The 20062-nt window shown below is 59.2% G+C and carries 20 protein-coding genes and 1 pseudogene; 12 read left to right on the forward strand and 9 right to left on the reverse strand.

The genetic code is table 11. The features are described 5' to 3' along the window. Positions 1 to 6: 6 nt before the first annotated feature. A complete protein-coding gene (locus PSH76_RS14660; RefSeq protein WP_003190899.1) occupies positions 7 to 276 on the reverse strand; it encodes a PepSY domain-containing protein in 270 nt (89 codons plus the stop codon). A 148-nt stretch (positions 277 to 424) separates the two neighbouring features. On the opposite strand from PSH76_RS14660, the gene PSH76_RS14665 reads away from it, so the two are divergent. From PSH76_RS14665 to PSH76_RS14695, 7 genes are all read left to right on the forward strand, one after another. Continuing rightward, complete coding sequence (locus PSH76_RS14665) at positions 425 to 1423, forward strand: FecR family protein (protein ID WP_032892083.1); 999 nt, start codon at positions 425 to 427, stop codon at positions 1421 to 1423. Positions 1424 to 1737: 314 nt separating this feature from the next. Next, entirely contained in the window at positions 1738 to 2196 is a 459-nt protein-coding gene (locus PSH76_RS14670) for a hypothetical protein (protein WP_032892084.1), read from the forward strand. After that, the gene (locus tag PSH76_RS14675; RefSeq protein ID WP_305494393.1) at positions 2196 to 2747 is read left to right on the forward strand and encodes an adhesin; all 552 of its coding nucleotides are present in this window, start codon (positions 2196 to 2198) and stop codon (positions 2745 to 2747) included. The genes PSH76_RS14670 and PSH76_RS14675 overlap by 1 nt, the downstream gene beginning before the upstream one ends. A gap of 68 nt (positions 2748 to 2815) precedes the next feature. Continuing rightward, positions 2816 to 3550 (forward strand): hypothetical protein, encoded by a 735-nt coding sequence (locus PSH76_RS14680; protein WP_153476042.1) that lies wholly within the window; start codon positions 2816 to 2818, stop codon positions 3548 to 3550. Between the two features lie 61 nt (positions 3551 to 3611). Continuing rightward, positions 3612 to 4292: a C39 family peptidase gene (locus PSH76_RS14685; RefSeq protein ID WP_032892087.1), complete on the forward strand. Its 681-nt coding sequence runs from the start codon at positions 3612 to 3614 to the stop codon at positions 4290 to 4292. Positions 4293 to 4329: 37 nt separating this feature from the next. Further along, positions 4330 to 5073: a hypothetical protein gene (locus PSH76_RS14690; RefSeq protein WP_305494394.1), complete on the forward strand. Its 744-nt coding sequence runs from the start codon at positions 4330 to 4332 to the stop codon at positions 5071 to 5073. Between the two features lie 49 nt (positions 5074 to 5122). Next, the gene (locus PSH76_RS14695; protein ID WP_305494395.1) at positions 5123 to 6430 is read left to right on the forward strand and encodes a hypothetical protein; all 1308 of its coding nucleotides are present in this window, start codon (positions 5123 to 5125) and stop codon (positions 6428 to 6430) included. A 630-nt stretch (positions 6431 to 7060) separates the two neighbouring features. Here the strand turns inward: PSH76_RS14695 and PSH76_RS14700 are convergent. Continuing rightward, complete coding sequence (locus tag PSH76_RS14700) at positions 7061 to 8383, reverse strand: sigma-54 dependent transcriptional regulator (protein ID WP_003190886.1); 1323 nt, start codon at positions 8381 to 8383, stop codon at positions 7061 to 7063. A 344-nt stretch (positions 8384 to 8727) separates the two neighbouring features. Here PSH76_RS14700 and PSH76_RS14705 point away from each other — a divergent pair, with 344 nt between their 5' ends. Then, the gene (locus PSH76_RS14705; RefSeq protein WP_032892091.1) at positions 8728 to 8988 is read left to right on the forward strand and encodes a hypothetical protein; all 261 of its coding nucleotides are present in this window, start codon (positions 8728 to 8730) and stop codon (positions 8986 to 8988) included. 66 nt (positions 8989 to 9054) lie between these two features. Here the strand turns inward: PSH76_RS14705 and PSH76_RS14710 are convergent, their stop codons facing one another. Genes PSH76_RS14710 through gnd form a run of 3 tightly spaced genes read right to left on the reverse strand, consistent with a single transcriptional unit; the run spans position 9055 to position 12379 of the window. Continuing rightward, on the reverse strand, positions 9055 to 9879 hold the full coding sequence (locus PSH76_RS14710) for a Cof-type HAD-IIB family hydrolase (RefSeq protein ID WP_014718745.1): 825 nt from the start codon (positions 9877 to 9879) through the stop codon (positions 9055 to 9057). Next, entirely contained in the window at positions 9876 to 11399 is a 1524-nt protein-coding gene (gene zwf / locus PSH76_RS14715; protein ID WP_003190883.1) for a glucose-6-phosphate dehydrogenase, read from the reverse strand. The genes PSH76_RS14710 and zwf overlap by 4 nt, the downstream gene beginning before the upstream one ends. After that, on the reverse strand, positions 11396 to 12379 hold the full coding sequence (gene gnd / locus PSH76_RS14720) for a phosphogluconate dehydrogenase (NAD(+)-dependent, decarboxylating) (RefSeq protein ID WP_032892094.1): 984 nt from the start codon (positions 12377 to 12379) through the stop codon (positions 11396 to 11398). Before gnd ends, zwf begins: the two co-directional genes overlap by 4 nt. A gap of 274 nt (positions 12380 to 12653) precedes the next feature. Between gnd and PSH76_RS14725 the strand changes: the two genes are divergently transcribed. From PSH76_RS14725 to PSH76_RS14740, 4 genes and pseudogenes are all read left to right on the forward strand, one after another. Then, positions 12654 to 12815 (forward strand): DUF6026 family protein, encoded by a 162-nt coding sequence (locus tag PSH76_RS14725; RefSeq protein ID WP_003190881.1) that lies wholly within the window; start codon positions 12654 to 12656, stop codon positions 12813 to 12815. 157 nt (positions 12816 to 12972) lie between these two features. Then, positions 12973 to 14715, forward strand: a complete 1743-nt coding sequence (locus PSH76_RS14730; protein WP_032892095.1) for a phosphoethanolamine transferase CptA — start codon at positions 12973 to 12975, stop codon at positions 14713 to 14715. Between the two features lie 129 nt (positions 14716 to 14844). Further along, a pseudogene (locus tag PSH76_RS14735) lies at positions 14845 to 14997 on the forward strand (hypothetical protein); the annotation flags it as partial. Positions 14998 to 15138: 141 nt separating this feature from the next. Further along, on the forward strand, positions 15139 to 15351 hold the full coding sequence (locus PSH76_RS14740) for a hypothetical protein (RefSeq protein WP_003190877.1): 213 nt from the start codon (positions 15139 to 15141) through the stop codon (positions 15349 to 15351). 101 nt (positions 15352 to 15452) lie between these two features. Here the strand turns inward: PSH76_RS14740 and PSH76_RS14745 are convergent, their stop codons facing one another. The 4 genes from PSH76_RS14745 to PSH76_RS14760 all read right to left on the reverse strand — a co-directional run bounded on the left by PSH76_RS14745 (position 15453) and on the right by PSH76_RS14760 (position 19954). Next, positions 15453 to 15944 (reverse strand): GNAT family N-acetyltransferase, encoded by a 492-nt coding sequence (locus tag PSH76_RS14745; RefSeq protein ID WP_032892096.1) that lies wholly within the window; start codon positions 15942 to 15944, stop codon positions 15453 to 15455. 165 nt (positions 15945 to 16109) lie between these two features. Then, on the reverse strand, positions 16110 to 17216 hold the full coding sequence (zapE, locus tag PSH76_RS14750; protein ID WP_305494396.1) for a cell division protein ZapE: 1107 nt from the start codon (positions 17214 to 17216) through the stop codon (positions 16110 to 16112). A gap of 660 nt (positions 17217 to 17876) precedes the next feature. Next, positions 17877 to 19280, reverse strand: coding sequence for an MFS transporter (locus PSH76_RS14755; protein ID WP_305494397.1), 1404 nt, complete (start codon positions 19278 to 19280; stop codon positions 17877 to 17879). Between the two features lie 143 nt (positions 19281 to 19423). Then, positions 19424 to 19954, reverse strand: coding sequence for a GNAT family N-acetyltransferase (locus PSH76_RS14760; RefSeq protein ID WP_305494398.1), 531 nt, complete (start codon positions 19952 to 19954; stop codon positions 19424 to 19426). Positions 19955 to 20062 lie beyond the last annotated feature (108 nt).

The raw sequence follows: 20062 nt of genomic DNA on the forward strand, positions 1-20062 counted from the left end.
GGAACATCAGTCTTTCTGGTCACGCAGCACGTTGCCAGAAGCGCCATCGATGCGGGCTTCATATACGGTGCCATCGGATTTGCGGCCTTTGACTTCCCAATAGCCATTGTCATCGGCTTCAGCGGCGTAGACTTCAACGTAGCCGGCCTTGGTTTTCGCCACCTCAATGGCTTTTTCAATGGTGATCCAGCCTGCACCCGGCTTGTCGGCCATGGCGGCGCCAGCGCTCAACAGCGCGGAAGTAGCACACAGGGCGATCAAGGTTTTCTTCAACATTTTCGTACTCCATAGTGGACGACAGGTTAATTCCTGATTTTTTAGGCGCACGCAAACAAGAATAAGTTCCAATTGATGTGCAATCGCCATGATGCGGTTCTCGCCGTCTACCTTGGGAGGTTAGAATGTGGGAAATCAGGATGAGTTAATGAGCGAAAAGCCCCTTTCAGAAACCGAATATGACGCCATCACCGACGCCGCCGCGCATTGGTGCATGCGCCTGCATGCTGCAGATTGCACGCCGGGCGAACGTCAGGCTTTTACTCAATGGCACGATGCCCATCCGCTGCACGCTTTCGAATATGCGGCCATGCTTGAGATCTGGGACGTGGCTGATCATCTGCCCCGCCATATACCAGAGGCAGTGGTGGTGCCCCTCAAGAAGCCGCGCAACCGCCTGCGTACCTACGCGGTAGCCGCAGCGGTGTGCCTGGCGGCGTTGCCGCTTGCCGCCTTCACCGGCTGGGAAGCGGGCTGGTTGCCCAGCTCTTATGAACACTTCGAAGCCGCCAATGGCTTGAAAAAAGTCACTTTGGGCGATGGCAGCCAAGTGGAGTTGAACCTGGGCACCGAGTTGGTCTACAGCCATTACAAGGACCAGCGCCGGGTCACCCTGAAAAAGGGCGAAGCGTTCTTCAAAGTCGCCCACGACCGCGACCACCCGTTTATCGTGCGAGCCGGCACAGGCCAGGTGCGAGTGACCGGCACGCAGTTCAATGTCTGGGAATATGACGACCAGGTGCGGGTGACGTTACTGGAAGGCTCGGTGCAGATTTCCAGCGACGGCGAGCACGCCAGTGTGCCGCTGAGCCCGGGCATGCAAGCCAGTTTCCGTCAGGGTGACGCCACCCCGCTAGTCGCCGCGATTAATCCCGATGACACCGCGCTGGCATGGCGCCAGGGCAAATTGGTGCTCGACAACCTGACCCTGACGGACGCCCTGCCCCTGATCAACCGCTACCTTAAAAAGCCGGTGATGCTCGCCGACGCCAGTACCGGCGCGATCCGCATCGGCGGCATCTACAACATCAACGAGGTCAACAACCTCGTGCCCTCCCTGCCCAAGGTGTTGCCGGTCTACCTGACCCAAAACCAGGACGGCAACCCTGTACTCAATTCCATTCCGCGTAAAACCCCCAAGGGCTGAGCCCGCTCGCACGAACGGGTACGTTTGGGCCGCGGGTGTCCGTTTTTGAAACACCTCCCTCGCCTGCATCGCCCGCCGTGTGCGGATTCATGGTTCTGTCACAGGCAGTGTTACATCGCTGAGACAGCGTGAGGCGAGCATGGGCCTATCTCACGCTTTGCGGACTGTTTCAAACCTGAAACAGGGCTGCCATCACTTTGCCTTGCCTTAATCCCAAGCCCTTGAATAACCACATCTAATAGAAAGCGGCACGCCTTCTGCTCCTTCCCTGATAACGCTGTTTAGGGTCAGCGTGAAGAATAAGGACTGCCGCCGTGAACACATTCACACACGCCTCGTCGATAAACGTACTGCTGATCAGCTGCGTGCTCAGTGCCGGTGTCAGCCTGACAAGCCAGGCGGGTGACGGCGTGATCGTGACCGGGCGCACCGTGCAGGGCCATATGTATGGGCGCACCTCGCTGCCCGACCCCTACCCCAACACCGCCAATGCCAACCCCAGCAAAGAGATCAACAACGCTTTGACCGGCGAACTCAGCGACAGGGATATCGGCGGCATCAGCAGTGGCTCCAGCCTCGCCCGCTCCCTCCAGCCCAACGGCAGCCTGTCAGGCCTGGGCGCCACCCAAAACAGCATGTCGACCCTCGGCGCTGGCGCAGCGGCCGGCCATGGTGCGGGCAGCGGCAGCAGCATGGGCGGGCAGATCAGCGACTCGATCCAGCGTGGCATGGCGCCGCTCAACAACCTCGGCAGCATGATGGGGGGCAAGTGATGAAGCGCGCCCTGTTGATAGTCGCCCTGCTGGGCAGCGCCACGGCCATGGCCGACAACACCGCCGTGATCAACAACAGCGGCCAGCAGTACGACGGTGTGCTGTCGATCAACCAGGCCGCCGGCAACCAGCAACAAATGTCCAACAGCCGCGCCATCGCGCTGGGTGGCCAGGCCACCAACGTCGACATTCAGCGCGTCGACGGCAAGGTCGACCCGTCCCTGAACGCCAAGGCAGCGATCCAGGGCAACTCATTCAGCAGTGGCAACGGTGTGCTGGGCATCAACCAGGCGGCCGGGGCTAATAACCAATCCATCAACGCTGTGCGGATCAGCCTCAACCCTGGCCCGCTGAGCATCGATGACAGCGTCCTGTTGCAACAGAACACGACGACGCTGGCAACCGACTCAGGGCTCACCCCCACCACTGGCAGCCGCCAGGTCGTGACCAGCGACCAGGCCTTCACCGGCAGCCGAGGAGTGACGCAGGTGGTCCAGAGTGCAGGGGTGGGGAACCGAGTGGCTAACACCCTGGGCATCACTATCAAGTAACCGCTTGGTAGACGTTCGTTAGACCGTACCAACACTTAACCAACTAATTAGAAGCAAGGAGAAACACCATGAAACCTCAAATGGCTCTGAAACCAATGGTTTTCGCTCTCGCCGCACTCATGGCTGCTGCTGCTCAAGCGGGTGGTTGGCATCCAGCCCCACAACCCACCGGCACTGTGGCCGCTGTCGTCACTGACGTACAAAAAAGCGAACACAACAAATTCGACGATACCAACACCGAGAACAACGCATCAGCCGACAATTCAGTAAATAGCAACAGCGGTAATGTCGGGGTCAACGCACAATCCGGTTCCGGCAACCAGGCTGACAATGCCGGCGCCATCTCCAGTGCAAAAGGCGACTTTGCCACCGTGTTTGCCGTGATCGATGTGGACCAAGGCAGCTCGCACAACAACTTCGTCAACAAAGGCACGCAAAACAACGCCTCTCTGGACGGCTCCATCAAGGGCAACTCCGGCAACGTGGGTTACAACGGCCAGGCCGGCCAGGGCAACCAGGGTAAAAACAACCTGGCCATCACCACCGCTGACGGCAAGAACATCGCAGCGGCTTCCAACACCGAGCAGAACTCGCTCAACAACAGCTACCTGAACACGGCCGCCAGCAGCCATGGTTATGGCAAGCCTCAGTACGTGTCCAACAACGCAAGCCTCGACAACTCGGTTAACCACAACTCCGGCAACGTAGGCGTGAACCTGCAATCGGGTGCGGGCAACCAAGGCAGCAACAGCCTGTCGATCGGCCAAGGTTGCAGCGTCTGCGCCAGCGGCGTGCGCTTCTGATCCAACGGGGCCTTGGCAACAAGGCCCTTTTTTATTCCAGTGTCCAACAGGTCATTCGATCATGCGTATCGCGACCCTCACCCTCTTGATGTTACTCACCGGCACGAGCTGGGCAGGCACCATGGCGATTTCCGCCATGCCCGGTGGTGCGGTGATTTTCAAGAAGGTCGAGAGCATTCGCGAGCGCCGGTTCGCCAACCTGGTGGAACAGAAAACCGATTTCAGCTGCGGTGCCGCGGCACTCGCCACCATCCTGCGCCAAGCCTATTGGCTGGACGTCGACGAAGCCCACATCATCAAAGGCATGCTGGTCACTGCCGACCAAGACCTGGTACGAACCCAGGGCTTTTCCATGCTGGACATGAAGCGCTACCTCGAAAGCATCGGCATGCGCGCCCGGGGCTACAAGATCGCGCCCGAGACCCTGCTGACCGTGAAAATCCCCGTGGTGGTGCTGCTGGAAATCCGCGGCTACAAGCACTTCGTGGTGTTGCAACGGGCCGACAAGGACTGGGTGTACATCGGCGACCCCGTACTGGGCCACAAGCGCTATTCCCATGACGATTTCGTCAAAGGCTGGAATGGCATTGTCTTCGCCGTACTAGGCGAGGGTTACGACAAGGCCAACGTCTTGCTCGACCCGCCCCTGCCGCTGACCGCCAAGAGCCAGATGAATGAGTTCCGGCCCGTGGGCGATGCCGAGCTGATGGATTTCGGTTTTATCCAGAGCGACTTCTTCTAGAAGCGCAATAAGGGGCAGGACGCCCCAGGAGCAGCAGATGAACACTTCCCGTTGGCTGACGGTCTTGTGTCTGGCCGCCTCAATGCCTGCTTATGCGTCCTCGGGGTTCAAGCCCATCGAACTCAAGGACGCCGAAATGGCCGAGCTGCGTGGCCGTTACGTGATGCCGGGGCGCATCATCAGCTTTGGCATTGTCATGAGCAGCACCTGGACCAATGCCGAAGGTAGCAACATCACCGGCACGGCCAACATGCAGATCGACAAGAGCACCATTACTCCTCAGTTCTATGTGCAAACCACCGGCTCGACCGGCACTGGCCCCCCTCCCAACACGGGCACCGGCAATGTGGTCGGGGGTGCCGGCCTCGGCAGCGGCCAGGGCGTGACCCAAAGTGTACGCACCGCCGGCGATGGCAACGCCGCCTACAACAATGTGGGCATCAACGTCGAGAATGGGGTTACCCCCGCCAATAACCTGCAGTCCGGCCAGGTGCTGGTGGCGGGCGGCACAGTGACCGGCGACAGCGCCGCAGGCCGTGTCAGCGTCTCGGCCAACAGTGGCGGAGTGCAGATGGCCATCCAGGCCAATCACAACCAGGGCAACAGCCTGCAACAGATCGGCGCGGGGAACGTGCTGCAAGGCACGGTTTTGACCGGTGACAGCAACCTTGTCAGAAACATCACCCAGATCAACGTAGTCATGAACAATAACGGGCTAAACAACGCCGCGTTGAATTGCAACCTGGATCAACTCAAGGGCCTACGCACGCTCGGTTATTGAACTACGCTGACCCTCGACACTTACGCATTAGAAAAGGACGGCTTATTTCATGCATCGATCGTTATCGCTTCGTGCGGTGGTTTGTTTGAGTACGCTCTTGCCCGCATCCGTGCTGTATGCCGCGCCAGACGCTGACATCGAAACCCTGAAGAAGGAACTCCTGGAACTCAAACAACGTTATGACGTGCAGCAAAAAGCCTTGGCCGTGCTGGAACAACGTGTGCGCCAGGTCGAGGACCAACCGGCAACGCCTGCCCCCAGGCGCCTGGCTAAATCACCTGCCGACTTCAAGAACGGCGCTAACGCTGTCGCGGCCAGCGGTACGGGCGCAGCCGCGGCGTCCGGTGGCGCTGGCGGCGGTGGCAGTTCCTATGGCCAGGCCCTCAAGGACGACTCGGCCCCTGCGCAAAGTGTGAGCAACCTGTACAACGAAGCCAGCGGCTTTTTCGGCAATGGCAAGTTCAGCGTGGAAACCGGCATCACCTATGCCCGTTATGACGCGCGCCAATTGACCCTCAATGGTTTCCTGGCGCTGGACTCGATCTTCCTCGGCAACATCAACCTGGACCGGATCAAGTCCGACAGCTGGACCCTGGACCTCACCGGGCGCTACAACGTCGACAACCGCTGGCAGTTCGACCTGAACGTGCCGGTGGTATACCGCGAGTCCACCTATCAGTCGGGCGGCGCTGGCAACGACGCCACCGCCACCTCCGAAGGCTCCGTGACCCGCGACCCGACCATCGGCGATGTCAACTTTGGCGTGGCCTACAAGTTCCTCGACGAAACTTCGACCTTGCCGGATGCGGTGGTATCCGTGCGCGTCAAGGCACCGACGGGCAAGGAGCCTTTTGGCATCAAACTGGTCCAGCAACCGAACAACGACAACCTCTACGTGCCCGAAAGCCTGCCGACGGGCAACGGGGTCTGGTCTGTTACACCGGGCATCTCCCTGGTCAAGACCTTCGATCCGGCTGTGTTGTTCGGTTCATTGTCGTACACCCACAACTTTGAAGACTCTTTCGATGACATCAGCAGTCAAGTCAATCAGAAGGTGGGAGGCAAGGTGCGCCTGGGCGACAGCTTCCAGTTCGGGGTCGGCGTCGCCTTTGCCCTGAACGAGAAGATGAGCATGTCGTTCTCGGTGTCCGACCTGGTGCAACGCAAGAGTAAACTCAAGCCGGATGGCGGCGACTGGCAATCGGTGGTGTCCAGCGATGCCAATGCCGGTTATTTCAACGTGGGCATGACGATTGCCGCCTCGGATAACCTGACCATCGTGCCGAACCTGGCGATTGGCATGACCGATGATGCGCCGGACTTTACGTTCAGCCTGAAATTCCCGTATTACTTCTGATTGGCTTGCCTGCAGGCGGTGTGTCAGTTGCTGCATCTGTGACTGCACTACCGCTTTCGCAGGCAAGCCAGCTCCCACATTGGCCGTGCATTGCCCACAGAATCAGCGCCAGGCACCAATCCCCTGTGGCAGCGGGCTTGCTCGCGAAAGCGGTGTGTCAGTCACTGAATCTTTAACTGAATCACCGCCTTCGCAGGCAAGCCAGCTCCCACATTGGTCATGCATTGCCCACAGAATCAGCGCCTGGCACCAATCCCCTGTGGGAGCGGGCTTGCTCGCGAAAGCGGTGTGTCAGTCACTGAATCTTTAACTGAATCACCGCCTTCGCAGGCAAGCCAGCTCCCACATTGGTCATGCATTGCCCACAGAATCAGCGCCAGGCACCAATCCCCTGTGGCAGCGGGCTTGCTCGCGAAAGCGGTGTGTCAGCCACTGAATATTTAACTGAACCACCGCTTTCCCAAGCAAGCCAGCTCCCTCATTGGTCATGCATTGCCCACAGAATCAGCGCCAGGCGCAGATGCCCTGTGGGAGCGGGCTTGCTCGCGAAAGCGGTGTATCAGTCGCTGCATCTGTGACTGAACCACCGCTTTCGCAGGCAAGCCAGCTCCCACATTGGGTCTACCCGCCCTAGCGGATCTGGTGTTTGTGCAGCAACCGGTAGAACGTCGGCCGGGAAATCCCCAGCACGCGGGCTGCGACACTGAGGTTGTCGCTGTGCCGGTTGAGCACATCGCACAACGCCTGGCGTTCGGCGCGGTGTTTGTAGTCTTCCAATGTTGCCATCGGTGCCGAAATGACTTGTTGGCCTTGCAGCCCCAGGTCAACCGCTTCGATCTGCCGCCCTTCGGCCAGCACCAGTCCTCGGCGCACGCGGTTGGCCAGTTCACGCACATTGCCCGGCCACGGGTGTTGCCCCATCGCCACCAGGGCCTCTTCGCTGAAACTGCGCGGGCGCCGTCCGGTTTCCTGGCTGTAGAAACGTGAAAAGTGGTTAGCCAGCATCGCCACGTCGCCATGGCGTTCGCGCAACGGCGCGGTGACCACTTGCAGCACATTCAGGCGGTAATACAGGTCTTCGCGAAAGGCGCCCTTCTCCACCGCCGCCTCCAGGTTGACGTGGGTGGCGGCCAACACGCGTACATCCACCGGGATCGGCTGGCTGCCGCCGACGCGTTCGATGTGCTTTTCCTGAAGAAAGCGCAACAAGTTGGCTTGCAGCTCCATCGGCAGATCGCCGATTTCATCGAGGAACAGGGTGCCGCCGTTGGCCGCTTCAATACGCCCGATCTTGCGCTGATGAGCGCCGGTAAACGCGCCTTTTTCGTGGCCGAACAGCTCGGACTGGATCAGGTGTTCAGGGATAGCGCCGCAATTGATCGCGACAAACGGCTTGGCGTGCCGCTGGGACTGGCGGTGCAAGGTCTTGGCCACCAACTCTTTGCCCGTGCCACTGTCACCGCGGATCAACACTGGGGATTCAGTCGGCGCCAGCTTGGACAACAACTTGCGCAGCTCACGAATGGGGCGGCTCTCGCCCAGCAATTCATGGGGCTCATCCACCGGCGCGTAGCCCTTGCCACGCAGGCGCGCCATGCCGAACGCACGGCCCAGGGTCACCTGCACCCGGGACACATCGAAGGGCAAGGTATGGAAATCGAAGAACCATTCGCAGACAAAATCGCCGACGTTCTGCAAGCGCAGTACATCCTGGCTGAGCACAGCGATCCACTCGGTGCCGCTGCGGCCAATCAACTCCTTCACCGCCTCGGGACGCTCCAAGTGATCACGCTGCAAGCGCAGCAGGCCTACATCGCAGGAGCGCTCACCCACTGCCTCCAAGGCACAGCTGTCGACTTCCCAGCCGGCGGTGCGTAAACCGGGCAAAAGCCCGTGGCAGTCGTCACAGGGGTCGACCACCAGTAAGCGGCGTTGAGGGGGCGTCGCAATCATGACTGTTCCTTGGCGCCAAGATTATTAAAGTTATTTAGAAACAATAGTTTGTGGCGACTGCTGGTAACCCTAGCAAGATTTTGACGCTGACCTTGTACCCTTTCGCTATAAGTGCGGGCAAAAAGCCATGCCTGTTTCGTAGCGCGCCAGAAGTTGCTCACCAGTGAAAGGCTTATTGCGCTTTCAAAACAGCCGCTTACATGACGTCAATCAGGGAAAGTTAAAATTTCTTGCCCTAGCATGTGACCCGCACCCCACCATCGTGCATCAGTACAAGTAACCCACCGCACGGTCAGCCCAACCGCCGGTACTCACTTGAATGGGCATACAGAGAGAAGACCCAAATGAACGCTCCGCTGCGCATCAACGAAGCTCTTTTGATTGCAGACCGTGCTTTCCAGCCCTTTCAGTGCGTGGCCTGGCACGATGGCGTTGGCGCCCTCAGCCTGAGCGTCATCGACCGTACCAACACCCGCATCGGCAGCAAACAGTTGTCCTCTACTGCCTATACCGACCCGGCGCAACTTGAAAACCTGTTGTTGCAAGCCCGCGCCGAGCTCGATAAAGAGGGTCACCAGTTGCAACACTGGGCAATGCCGAAGTAATTGCATGCAGCAACTTCCAGCCCAAGTAAAACTTGAGCTGGAAGTTGTGCAGCCACACTTCGTCGCTTAACGTGCAGCGAGAATAAAACGCTCGAACGCTTCGGCAGCGCCGTCTTCGACATTGCTGCCGGTGACCACATTGGCCTGGCGCTTGACGGTTTCTTCGGCCTGGCCCATGGCAATCGACAACCCCGCCACATGAAACATCGCCGGGTCATTGCCACCGTCGCCAATCGCGGCCGTTTGCGCAAGCGGCACGCCCAGGTGCTCGGCCAGGGTTTTCAAGGCTTCGCCTTTGTTGGCCAGCATCGCAGTCACGTCCAGATACACCGGTTGCGAACGCGACACCTGGGCCAACCCCTGCACTTTCGGCTGCAATTGCGCTTCCAGCTCCACCAACAACTGGGTGTTGTTGCTGGCAGCGACGATCTTGTCGACCCGGTCCAGGTACGGCTCGAAACTCTCTACCACCACCGGCCCATAGCCCAAGCCATCGGCTTCGCGCTGCACCATGGGCCCGGGCGGATCACGGCGCAGCCAGTCGCCATCGGCAAACACCCAGACTTCCACGTCCGGCTCGGCCGAAAACAGCGCCAGGGTGATTAATGCCGCTTCCGCCGGCAAATGGTGGGCAACCAGGATGCTGCCATCCGGGTTGACCAACGTGCCGCCATTGAAGCCCGCCACCGGCACATCAATACCGAAGGTTTCGATCAAATGCCGCATGGCCTTGGGCGGACGCCCGCTGGCCAGGCTGAAAAGCACCCCGGCCTCGCGCATGGCGCGGATGGCATCGGCGGTGCGTTGGCTGAGGCTGTGGTCGGGATGCAATAGCGTCCCGTCCACATCACTGAGGACAAACCGGATGGGTTGAATCGTCGCGTCACTCATCCGAGGCTATGCCAGGCGCGGCCATCGCGGGCCAGCAAGGCATCGGCCGCCGCCGGGCCATCTTCACCCGCCTTGTAGGCCTGGATACCGTCATCTTGCTTCCACGCATCCAGGAACGGCTGCACCGCACGCCAACCGTTCTCGATGTTGTCGGCACGCTGGAACAGGGTCTGGTCGCCGGTCATACAGTCGTAGATCAGGGTTTCGTAACCCGTCGACGGCTGCATTTCGAAGAAGTCCTTGTAGTCAAAGCCCAATTCGATATTGGCCATCTCCAGGGTTGGCCCAGGCTGCTTGGCCAACAGGTCGAACCACATGCCTTCGTTCGGCTGGATCTGGATCTTCAGGTAAGTGGGCTTGAGCTCATCGACCTCGGTATCGCGAAATTGCGCATAAGGCGCCTGCTTGAAGCAGATCACAATCTCGGTGTCGCGGATGCTCATGCGCTTGCCGGTACGCAAGTAAAACGGCACACCGACCCAACGCCAGTTATCAATCATCACTTTGAGCGCCACAAACGTCTCGGTGCTGCTATCAGGCGCGACGTTGGCTTCTTCGCGATAACCGGGCAATGGCTTGCCGGCGATTTCGCCAGCGGTGTATTGGCCGCGCACGGAGTTGGCCCGCGCATCTTCCAGCGACCAGGGGCGGATCGCACCGACCACTTTGGCCTTCTCACCCCGCACCGCATCGGCGCCAAAGGCGGCCGGCGGTTCCATGGCGACCATCGCCAGCAACTGGAACAGGTGGTTGGGCACCATGTCCCGCAGTGTGCCGGTCTTCTCGAAGAAGTTGCCCCGGGTTTCCACGCCAACGGTTTCAGCGGCAGTAATTTGCACGTGATCGATGTAGTGGTTGTTCCAGAACGCTTCGAACAGCACGTTGGAGAAACGGCTGACCAGGATGTTCTGCACCGTCTCCTTGCCCAGGTAATGATCGATGCGATAGATCTGCTTCTCGCTCATCACCTTGAGCAGGCAGGCGTTGAGCGCCTCGGCGGTGGCCAGGTCGGAGCCAAACGGCTTCTCGATCACCACGCGGCGAAAGCCATCGTCGGTTTCATTCAACAAGCCGGCACTGCCCAGGCGCTGCACCACTTCACTGAAGAAGCGCGGTGCAGTGGCGAGATAGAACACTGCATTGCCGGTGCCGCTGTCAGCGATCTTGCTGGCGATATCGGCATAGGTGCTGTCGTCGAGGAAATCACCCTCGACGTAGCTGATGCCCTTGGCCAATTGCGCCCACAACGCAGGGTCGAGGGCGTTTTCGGCATTGCCCCGGACCTTGCTGGAGGCTTCGGTACGAATGAAGTCCTCGAGTTTCTTGGCAAAGTCCGCATCGCTGATGGCGTTGTGATCAACGCCGACAATACGCAGGCCATCGCCCAGCAACCCATCGCGGCTCAGGTTGTACAGCGCCGGCATGAGCAGGCGCTTGACCAGGTCGCCATGGGCGCCAAACAGAAACAAGGTGGTGGGTGGAGCAGGTTCGGCCTTGGGTTTCTTGCCGTTAGCGGTCATTTTTTGGAAGTCTCCACATGGCCACCAAAGCCGAAGCGCATGGCAGACAGCATCTTGTCACCGTAGGTGCTCTGCTGGCGGGAACGGAAACGCGCGAACAGCGAGGTCGACAACACTGGAACCGGCACGGCCTGCTCCATGGCCGCTTCGATGGTCCAACGGCCTTCACCGCTGTCGGCCACGGAGCCTGAGTAGCCGTCGAGTTTCGGGTCGGTGGCCAGGGCGTCGGCGGTCAGGTCCAGCAGCCAGGACGACACCACGCTGCCACGGCGCCAGACTTCGGCGATGTCGGCAACGTTGAGGTCAAAGCGTTGGTCTTCCGGCAGGTTTTCCGAGTTCTTGGTCTTGAGGATGTCAAAACCTTCGGCAAACGCCTGCATCATCCCGTACTCGATGCCGTTGTGGATCATCTTGACGAAGTGCCCCGAACCCGCTGGGCCGGCGTGAATGTAGCCCTGCTCGGCACGTGGGTCGGCAGAGGCCGAACGGTCCTTGGTGCGCGGGATGTTACCCAGGCCCGGCGCCAGGCTTTTGAAGATCGGGTCGAGGCGATTCACGGTCTCGGTGTCGCCACCGATCATCATGCAATAGCCACGCTCCAGGCCCCAGACGCCGCCCGAGGTGCCCACGTCCACATAGTGCAGGCCCTTTTCAGCCAGGGCCTTGCCGCGACGCACGTCGTCCTTGTAGTTGGTGTTGCCGCCGTCGATGATCACATCGCCGTCTTCCAGCAGTTCGCTCAGCACGTTGATGGTGTCTTCGGTGGGCGCGCCCGCCGGCAACATGACCCAGACAGCGCGAGGCTTTTGCAGGCCGGCCACCAGCGCTTTCAAGTCGGCGACGCCGGTGGCGCCCTCCTCGCTCAGGGCTTTGACGAAGGCTTCGTTACGGTCGTATACAACGGTGGTATGCCCATTGAGCATCAGGCGCCGCGCAATGTTACCGCCCATGCGGCCTAGTCCGATAATCCCCAGTTGCATGTGCTGATGCTCCTAACTTCTAAAAAATGTGTGACATAGTTTATAGCGCAATGAGGCTAATGAGGGTTAGTCCAGAGCGGATCCGTGTAGTTTCATGACAAAAAAGTTGCCATCGTTTCACCATCACCCCGGCAAAAGTCACACGACCACCAAAAATAAAAAAGTTCCCTTGGGGCGAAAAAGAATTCAAACTTGCTTCCGACTGTTGCCAAAAACCTGTTTTGGCACCGCGATCTACCGGCTATTTGCGAGGTAAGCAATGAGCACAGCACAGATGACCCGTCCGCCACAGACCCTCTATGTCACCATCCGTCGCGATGAACTGCGCCAGTTGAAAGACGAGCGTGATCAGTTGCAACAGGAAGTCCTGCGCCTGCGTTCACACCTTCAAGCCCATCTCGATCAGCCGTCGGATGCCAAGCCTGCGCTGTGCTGAAGCCCGCGCCAGTAGCCTTGTAAGGCAATACCTACAGAAAACTCACAAAGTTTTCACATTCCCCTCTTGATACTCCCGTTCCGCGATGCCGCTCACTTCCTGGGCGGCCCGATGTTGCGCGTCTGTGCGCGACAATCTTTTTCTGATGGGGCGCTGGATGGCGATGTTCAAACGCAGCACGACGACTGCGAAAGGCTTTGATTGGGCCGGCCTTGGCTGGTTATTCCTGTTTTTCTGGTATTTCTCGGGTATTACCCAACTTCTTATCCAACTGACCGGCACCTCCGGCTTCAGTGGCTTCCGCCAGGCCTTCTTCATGAGCGCGCTGTGGCTGGCGCCGATGTTGCTGTTCCCGCGTCGTACGCGCCTGCTCGCCGCCTTGATCGGCGTGGTGCTGTGGGCATGCTCCATGGCGAGCCTGGGTTATTTCTTCATTTACCAGCAGGAATTCTCCCAGAGCGTCATCTTCATCATGTTCGAGTCGAACATCTCTGAAGCCGGCGAATACGCGACCCAATATTTTGCCTGGTGGATCGTGCTGGCGTTCATTGCCCACACCGCCTTCGCCATCTTCCTGTGGACGCGCTTGCGCCCGGTGTACCTGCCGCGCGGCCAGTCGATCGTGGCAGCCATTGCCATCGTCCTGGCGGTGGTGGGTTACCCACTGGTCAAGCAGATCGCCACCAGCGAAACCATGGAATTGGCCATCGACCGTTTCGAAACCCGCATCGAGCCTGCCGTGCCTTGGCAGATGATCGTCGCCTACCGTCGCTACACCGAGCAGTTGGACAACATGCAAGGCATGCTCACCAGTGCGAGCAAGATCCCGCCCTTGAACAACCTCAAGGACAGCATGGCCGGCCAGCCGTCCACACTGGTCCTGGTAATCGGCGAGTCGACCAACCGCCAGCGCATGAGCCTCTACGGCTACCCGCGCAACACCACGCCGGAACTGGACAAGCTGCGCGACCAACTGGCCGTGTTCGATAACGTCATCACCCCGCGCCCCTACACCATTGAAGCGCTGCAACAGGTGCTGACCTTCGCCGACGAAGAAAACCCGGACCTGTACCTCAAGACGCCGTCGATTGTCAGCGTGATGAAACAGGCCGGCTACAAGACGTTCTGGATCACCAACCAGCAGACCATGACCAAGCGCAACACCATGCTCACGACCTTTTCCGAACAGGCCGACGAGCAGGTGTACCTGAACAACAACCGCAACCAGAACGCCCGTCAGTACGACGGCGACGTACTGGCGCCGTTTTCCAAGGCCCTGGCCGATACCGCCGAACGCAAGTTCATCGTGGTGCACCTGCTGGGCACCCACATGAGCTACCAGTACCGCTACCCGCAGACCTTCGACAAATTCACCGACCGCCAGGGTGTGCCGGCGGGTGTCAGCGATGCGCAACTGCCAACCTACAACAGCTATGACAACGCGGTGCTGTACAACGACTTCGTGGTCTCCAGCCTGATCAAGGACTACGCCAAGACCGACCCCAACGGCTTCTTGCTGTACCTGTCGGATCACGGCGAAGACGTGTTCGACTCCGCCGGCCACGACACCTTGGGCCGTAACGAAGGCAAGCCGACCGCGCCGATGTACACCATCCCGTTCATGGCCTACGCCTCGCCAAAATGGCGCGAAAGCCACGACTGGAGCTTTGCCGGCGACCTGCAACGGCCGTACAGCAGTTCCCAGTTGATCCACACCTGGGCCGACATGGCAGGCTTGAGTTTCGACGAACTGGACCACAGCAAGAGCCTGGTCAGCGACAGCTTCAAGCCACGCCCCTTGCTGATCGGCAACCCTTACGAAACCAAGCAGAAGGCACTGATCGACTTCAGCCTGATCAAGCCCAAGAAGGCCGACGGCGCCGAAGTGGTGGCCAAGTAAGCCAGGGTCTTATGACGAAAAGATAACAATCTTTCTCGTTTAACCCTGAAGTTGCGCAACTCCTTTCGTCTTTGAACCAAGCCCTCCCTGCCTGGGGAGGTATCAAAGACGACAAGGAGTCTGCAGCGGATGTCGCGCTACCAGTTCGACGAACAGGTTTCGGCGTCGGTCAACGTGAATAACCTCTTTGACAAGAAATACTACGAGCGCGTCGGTTTTTATAACGGCGTGTATTGTGGCGCGCCGCGTTCCGTCACGTTGGCATTGGATTGGAAGCTGTAGCCGCGTACGTTGAAGCTAACAAAACTGTTAACTTCAACGGCACTTTCAGTTAATTCCCACTTAATAAGATAACGCCATAGTCGCTCCATGATCTGATCACGGAGCGACCGGACACCTATCACTTTTAATGGGAATACCGCGATGAAACTGTCGACCTTGATGCTGGCCAGCCTGATGACCCTGACCTCCGCCGCCGCCTTTGCAGAGGGCGGTGCAGAGCGTTCCAAGGAGTTCTACAACAACTTCAGCTTCATTCAGGAAAAAACCCACGGCAAGGCTGAACAACAAGTTGCCAGTGCCGATGGCAAATCGGTTAAGTCTGAGACGGTTGATCAGACGCAACCGAACAGCTGAATTAATACTTACTTAATCCGTAGCACCCTGCGCCATTCTGCTCCGTTGGCGAAGGTTTATTGGGCGCCATTGAATGGCGCCCTTTTTTTGCCGGTTAGTTATTACAACGGTTTATGCCAGAACAGCATTCGCCCATGGGCGGGATCAAACACTGAGTCGTCAAACCCGAACTTGCGGTATGCCGACTGCGCCAATTCATTGCCTTCCAGCACTTCGAGGGTGATCTTGCAGCAACCACGCTGCCGGGCGATTTCCTCGACCTTTTGCAGCATCTTCTGACTCAAGCCCAAGCCGCGAAATTGCTCCTTCACCACCACATCGTGGACGTTGACCAAGGGCCGGCAGGCGAAGGTCGAGAAACCTTCAAAGCAATTGACCAACCCCGCTGGCTCACCCCCGACAAACGCCAGCACGCTGAACGCGTGGGGGCGCTTGGCCAGTTCGGCGGGCAGTTGCTGCAAGAGATCGGCTGGCAGGCTGTGGCCGCCGCCCATCGGATCTTCAGCGTAATGGTTGAGCAGCAGGCCAATGGCGTCGGCGTGCACGGCGTTGGTATAGCTGGCTTGCAGCACCAGGATGTCTGGGGTGTCCATGTCCTTCCTCGATAGCGACAACCAGGGAATCGTTTCCCTTTGAGAAGAGCGATTGTAAGCGTGGAGTCGGCAGTAGATGAAGGAGATAAGCGACAAATAACTGACAGAAAGTGCGAAGGTTACGCGCATCAAAGCACGCAATGAGCCCGCAAGCGGCGATTTTTCCTAGGTGGCGAAGCGTTGCAGTTGCATCTCCTGCAGCCGGCTCAGGGTGCGACGGAAAGGAAATTCCAGGTAACCATCGGTGTACAGGTGCTTTAGCGGCACACGGGCTTCGATAAAGAGCGGCACCTTGCGGTCGTAGCACTCGTCTACCAAGGCGATAAAGCGACGTACGCTGTCATCGTGCACCGACAACTGCGGCAACTCTCGATCCCCCGCCACCACGCGCTCGGCGCCGTCTTCAGTGCCACGGGCAATTCGGCCCGGGCGTTTCTGTGCACTAAGGTTGGGGACGTCTCCCAGCAGGATGGCGCGGAAGCGATCACACAACAGCATGAAATCCATGGCGGCCAGGGGCTGCTCGCACAGGTCCGCATAGCGACACCAAAGCACGGTGTCACTGGCCTGTACCGTCATGATGGTGCGGTGCCCTACGTTTACCGCCCCGCTGGTCACGGTTTGGCCTTGGCTCAATTGCTGGAACACCGCCGCCAGTGCCTCGGGTTGATTCACCCAATAGCGCTGCATGCCCACGCCGGGATGCAAGCGATGATCCTCGCCACCGTCCACGGCCACCACCTGCATATGCTGCTTGAGCGCATCGATGCCCGGCAGGAAACGCTCACGGTTGAAGCCATCGGCATACAACTGGTCGGGCGGCTGGTTGGACGTGCACACCATCACCACGCCTTCCTCGAACATCACCTGGAACAGGCGGCCGAGAATGATCGCGTCCCCGATATCATTCACAAACAGCTCGTCGAAGCACAGTACGCGCACGGCCTGGCTCAGCTCCCGGGCCAACGCCTGCAAGGGGTCCTGGGTGCCCGTGAGCTGGAATAAGCGCTGGTGCACCCACGCCATGAAGTGGTGAAAATGCTGGCGCCGCGCAGGCACGCGCAGGCTTTGGTAGAACTGGTCCATCAGCCAGGTCTTGCCGCGCCCCACCGGCCCCCACAGGTACACGCCAGCAATCGGTGAACGCCCTTGGTGCAAGGCCTCGTGACAGGCTTGCAGGGCTTGGACCGCCCGGCGCTGGGCGTCGTCGGCGACGAAACCCGGCTGGGTGATGGCATGTTGATAAGCGGCGAGAGGCGAGTCGAAAGTCATGTTGGCCAGTATGACTGATAGACCGTATATGTACTCTGCTTGATCTCACATCCCGGTATAGATATCGACGCAACGTTGGTGCGACGCAGGGCCTGTGGCGAGGGAGCTTGCTCCCGTGACGGCCTGCCTACCGACGCCTATCTACCTGGCACCCCACGATCCAACTGTGGGAGCTGGCTTGCCTGCGATAACGGCCTGACAGTCGCCCCATATCTACCTGACACCCCCACGATCCAACTGTGGGGGCTTGCTCGCGAAGGCGGCCTGGCAGGCGACACAGTTGGATTGTGTACATATCCATTGCTGCGGTAACGGCTACTTGGGGTTCCGCCCTGACGGCGGGTCACTTTGGAAAAGCCCCAAAGTAACCAAAGGGCTCTTGCCCCACCACTCGGCACCTCGCTGGGGCTCGGTGTGCCCGTAATCCGCCAGTGATTTGCGGGGCCGCCGCCACGCGCCATCCATGGCGCGGGGCGGCTAAACCGGCATCCCTGCCGGTTTACCCCCCAAATCCCTGTCGAATTCCGGCCAGCGTGGTTTGACGGGGCGCCTAAGATCAAAAGCAGATCAAGATCAAGAGCGGCTCGCTTCGCATCGTGGTTGGCGTTTGCTGCTACAGCCCAAACAGTTGTATCGGGAGCAAGCGGCGTTGCATTAAAGCTACAGGTCAGTGATTTCCTTGTGGCGCGGCACCAGTGTCTTCATCACGCTCCAGGCCACCAGGTAAGCCAGGGCGCAGATGGCGAACATGATCATGTAGCCGGTATGGATGTCGTTGATGGACTTGTAATAGTCGAACACCCAGCCACCGACCTTGGTCATGAGCACGCCGCCCAAGCCCCCGGCCATGCCGCCAATGCCGACCACCGAGGCCACGGTTTTCTGCGGGAACATGTCGGACACGGTGGTGAAAATGTTGCATGACCACGCCTGGTGTGCCGAGGCGCCCACGCCGATCAGCAGCACCGGCACCCAGAAGCTGAGGTAACCCAGCGGCTGCGCCAGCAACACCACCAGCGGGAACAGCGCGATCACCAGCATGGCTTTCATGCGCCCGTCATAGGGGGCATCGCCGCGTGCCATGAAGTAGCTGGGGAACCAGCCGCCGCCAATACTGCCGACCATGGTCATGCTGTACAGCACCGCCAGCGGCATCACAATATCGGCACCTTTCATGCCGTATTGGGCAGACAGGTAGGTGGGCAGCCAGAACAGGAAAAACCACCACACGCCGTCAGTCATGAACTTGCCAAAGGCAAACGCCCAGGTCTGGCGGTAGGTCAACAGTTTGAACCAGGAGACTTTCTTCGCAGCGGTGCCCGTCGGCGCCGGGGTGAACGGCTGTACGGTCTGGTCGCTGCGGATGTAGGCCAGTTCTTCAGGCGACAGGCGTTTTTGCTGTTCCGGTTTTTCGTACACGGCGGCCCAGACGGCTACCCACACAAAACCGAGCATGCCGATGACCATAAACGCCGCCTCCCAGCCCCACATGCCAGCAATCAGTGGCACACAAATTGGCGCCAGGATCGCGCCGACGTTGGCGCCAGAGTTGAAGATGCCGGTGGCCAGGGAGCGTTCTTTCTTGGGGAAATATTCGGCAGTGGCCTTGATGGCGATCGGGAAGTTACCCGCTTCGCCAATCGCCAACACCGCCCGTGAAAGCATGAAGCCGGCAATGGACACCGGGATCACCGCCAGGCCAATGGCACCGCTGACGGCTGCGATGCCCTCGCCCATTGGCACCGCAAACGCATGCATGATCGCGCCGGTGGACCAGATACCAATCGCTACTACATAAGCGGCCTTGGTGCCGATCTTGTCGACGAAGCGCCCGGCAAACAGCATGGAAATGGCGTAGACAAACTGGAACACCGCCGCAATGTTGGCGTAATCGGTGTTGCTCCAGCCAAACTGCGTCGAGAGTTGCGGTGCCAACAGGCTGAGCACCTGGCGGTCGAGGTAATTGACCGTGGTGGCGAAAAACAACATCGCGCAGATCGTCCAGCGATAGCTGCCGACCGCCTGGCCGACACGAAGGGCACTGATGGGCTCGTTCAGATTCATGGCATCACTTTTTATTTTTGTTAGGTAGGACATATGTAACGTCATATGTCATCGTACAACTTTGAGTTTTATATCGGGACGCCCACGGGGTGTCAATCGCAAAGATTGCCGTTTATCTATGATTTATGTGAAATATGAGAATGTCAGAGCTGCGCAGTTGTAGGATGACAAACCCTGAGTACCAGGCTGGGGGCTTGACCGGGGACATCATCCAGCAGGCCAAAGCGTTGCATGCCGAGCTTCTCCAATACGCGGATCGACGCAGCATGATCGGGCCGCACCAAACCGAACACTTCCGGTAAAGACAGGGTGTCGAAGGCCAGCGCCAGGGCATCCCGCCCCAGTTCAGTGGCATACCCCTGCCCCCAGGCCTCGACGGCCAGGCGATAGCCAAGGTTGATGCGCCGCTGCGTCAGGTAGTTAAGTGGCGCAATGCCGCCAAATCCGATGATGTGTTCGGGGCTCTCTTTGCGGGCAATCGCCCACCAGCCGTAACCCTGGGATGCCCATTGCTCCAGCCAGTGATCCAATAGCCGTTGCGCCGCAGCCAGGTTGGGGAGCGGGCCAGCAGGATTGAACAAGTGGGTCTGTGGATCACCGAAGATCGCGAACAATCGCTGAAGGTCTGCGGCCTGTGGTTGGCGGTAGGTAAGGCGTGAATGGCTGCTTGGCATATGAATGACTTCCCTGTTTTGCCTGACTGACAATGACAACCCCCTGTGGGAGCGTTCGAGCTTTAGCGAGGCCGCGATGGCGATAGTTCAGGCAACACAAATGCCAAC

Source organism: Pseudomonas sp. FP215, assembly GCF_030687795.1.
Classification (GTDB): Bacteria; Pseudomonadota; Gammaproteobacteria; order Pseudomonadales; family Pseudomonadaceae; genus Aquipseudomonas; species Aquipseudomonas salmasensis.

Excerpts from the sequence above, each read along its gene's own strand:
- PSH76_RS14660 (WP_003190899.1), bottom strand. The coding sequence starts at position 276 with ATGTTGAAGAAAACCTTGATCGCCCTGTGTGCTACTTCCGCGCTGTTG.
- PSH76_RS14665 (WP_032892083.1), top strand. The coding sequence starts at position 425 with ATGAGCGAAAAGCCCCTTTCAGAAACCGAATATGACGCCATCACCGAC.
- PSH76_RS14675 (WP_305494393.1), top strand. The coding sequence starts at position 2,196 with ATGAAGCGCGCCCTGTTGATAGTCGCCCTGCTGGGCAGCGCCACGGCC.
- PSH76_RS14680 (WP_153476042.1), top strand. The coding sequence starts at position 2,816 with ATGAAACCTCAAATGGCTCTGAAACCAATGGTTTTCGCTCTCGCCGCA.
- PSH76_RS14685 (WP_032892087.1), top strand. The coding sequence starts at position 3,612 with ATGCGTATCGCGACCCTCACCCTCTTGATGTTACTCACCGGCACGAGC.
- PSH76_RS14690 (WP_305494394.1), top strand. The coding sequence starts at position 4,330 with ATGAACACTTCCCGTTGGCTGACGGTCTTGTGTCTGGCCGCCTCAATG.
- PSH76_RS14695 (WP_305494395.1), top strand. The coding sequence starts at position 5,123 with ATGCATCGATCGTTATCGCTTCGTGCGGTGGTTTGTTTGAGTACGCTC.
- PSH76_RS14700 (WP_003190886.1), bottom strand. The coding sequence starts at position 8,383 with ATGATTGCGACGCCCCCTCAACGCCGCTTACTGGTGGTCGACCCCTGT.
- PSH76_RS14705 (WP_032892091.1), top strand. The coding sequence starts at position 8,728 with ATGAACGCTCCGCTGCGCATCAACGAAGCTCTTTTGATTGCAGACCGT.
- PSH76_RS14710 (WP_014718745.1), bottom strand. The coding sequence starts at position 9,879 with ATGAGTGACGCGACGATTCAACCCATCCGGTTTGTCCTCAGTGATGTG.
- zwf (WP_003190883.1), bottom strand. The coding sequence starts at position 11,399 with ATGACCGCTAACGGCAAGAAACCCAAGGCCGAACCTGCTCCACCCACC.
- gnd (WP_032892094.1), bottom strand. The coding sequence starts at position 12,379 with ATGCAACTGGGGATTATCGGACTAGGCCGCATGGGCGGTAACATTGCG.
- PSH76_RS14725 (WP_003190881.1), top strand. The coding sequence starts at position 12,654 with ATGACCCGTCCGCCACAGACCCTCTATGTCACCATCCGTCGCGATGAA.
- PSH76_RS14730 (WP_032892095.1), top strand. The coding sequence starts at position 12,973 with ATGGCGATGTTCAAACGCAGCACGACGACTGCGAAAGGCTTTGATTGG.
- PSH76_RS14740 (WP_003190877.1), top strand. The coding sequence starts at position 15,139 with ATGAAACTGTCGACCTTGATGCTGGCCAGCCTGATGACCCTGACCTCC.
- PSH76_RS14745 (WP_032892096.1), bottom strand. The coding sequence starts at position 15,944 with ATGGACACCCCAGACATCCTGGTGCTGCAAGCCAGCTATACCAACGCC.
- zapE (WP_305494396.1), bottom strand. The coding sequence starts at position 17,216 with ATGACTTTCGACTCGCCTCTCGCCGCTTATCAACATGCCATCACCCAG.
- PSH76_RS14755 (WP_305494397.1), bottom strand. The coding sequence starts at position 19,280 with ATGAATCTGAACGAGCCCATCAGTGCCCTTCGTGTCGGCCAGGCGGTC.
- PSH76_RS14760 (WP_305494398.1), bottom strand. The coding sequence starts at position 19,954 with ATGCCAAGCAGCCATTCACGCCTTACCTACCGCCAACCACAGGCCGCA.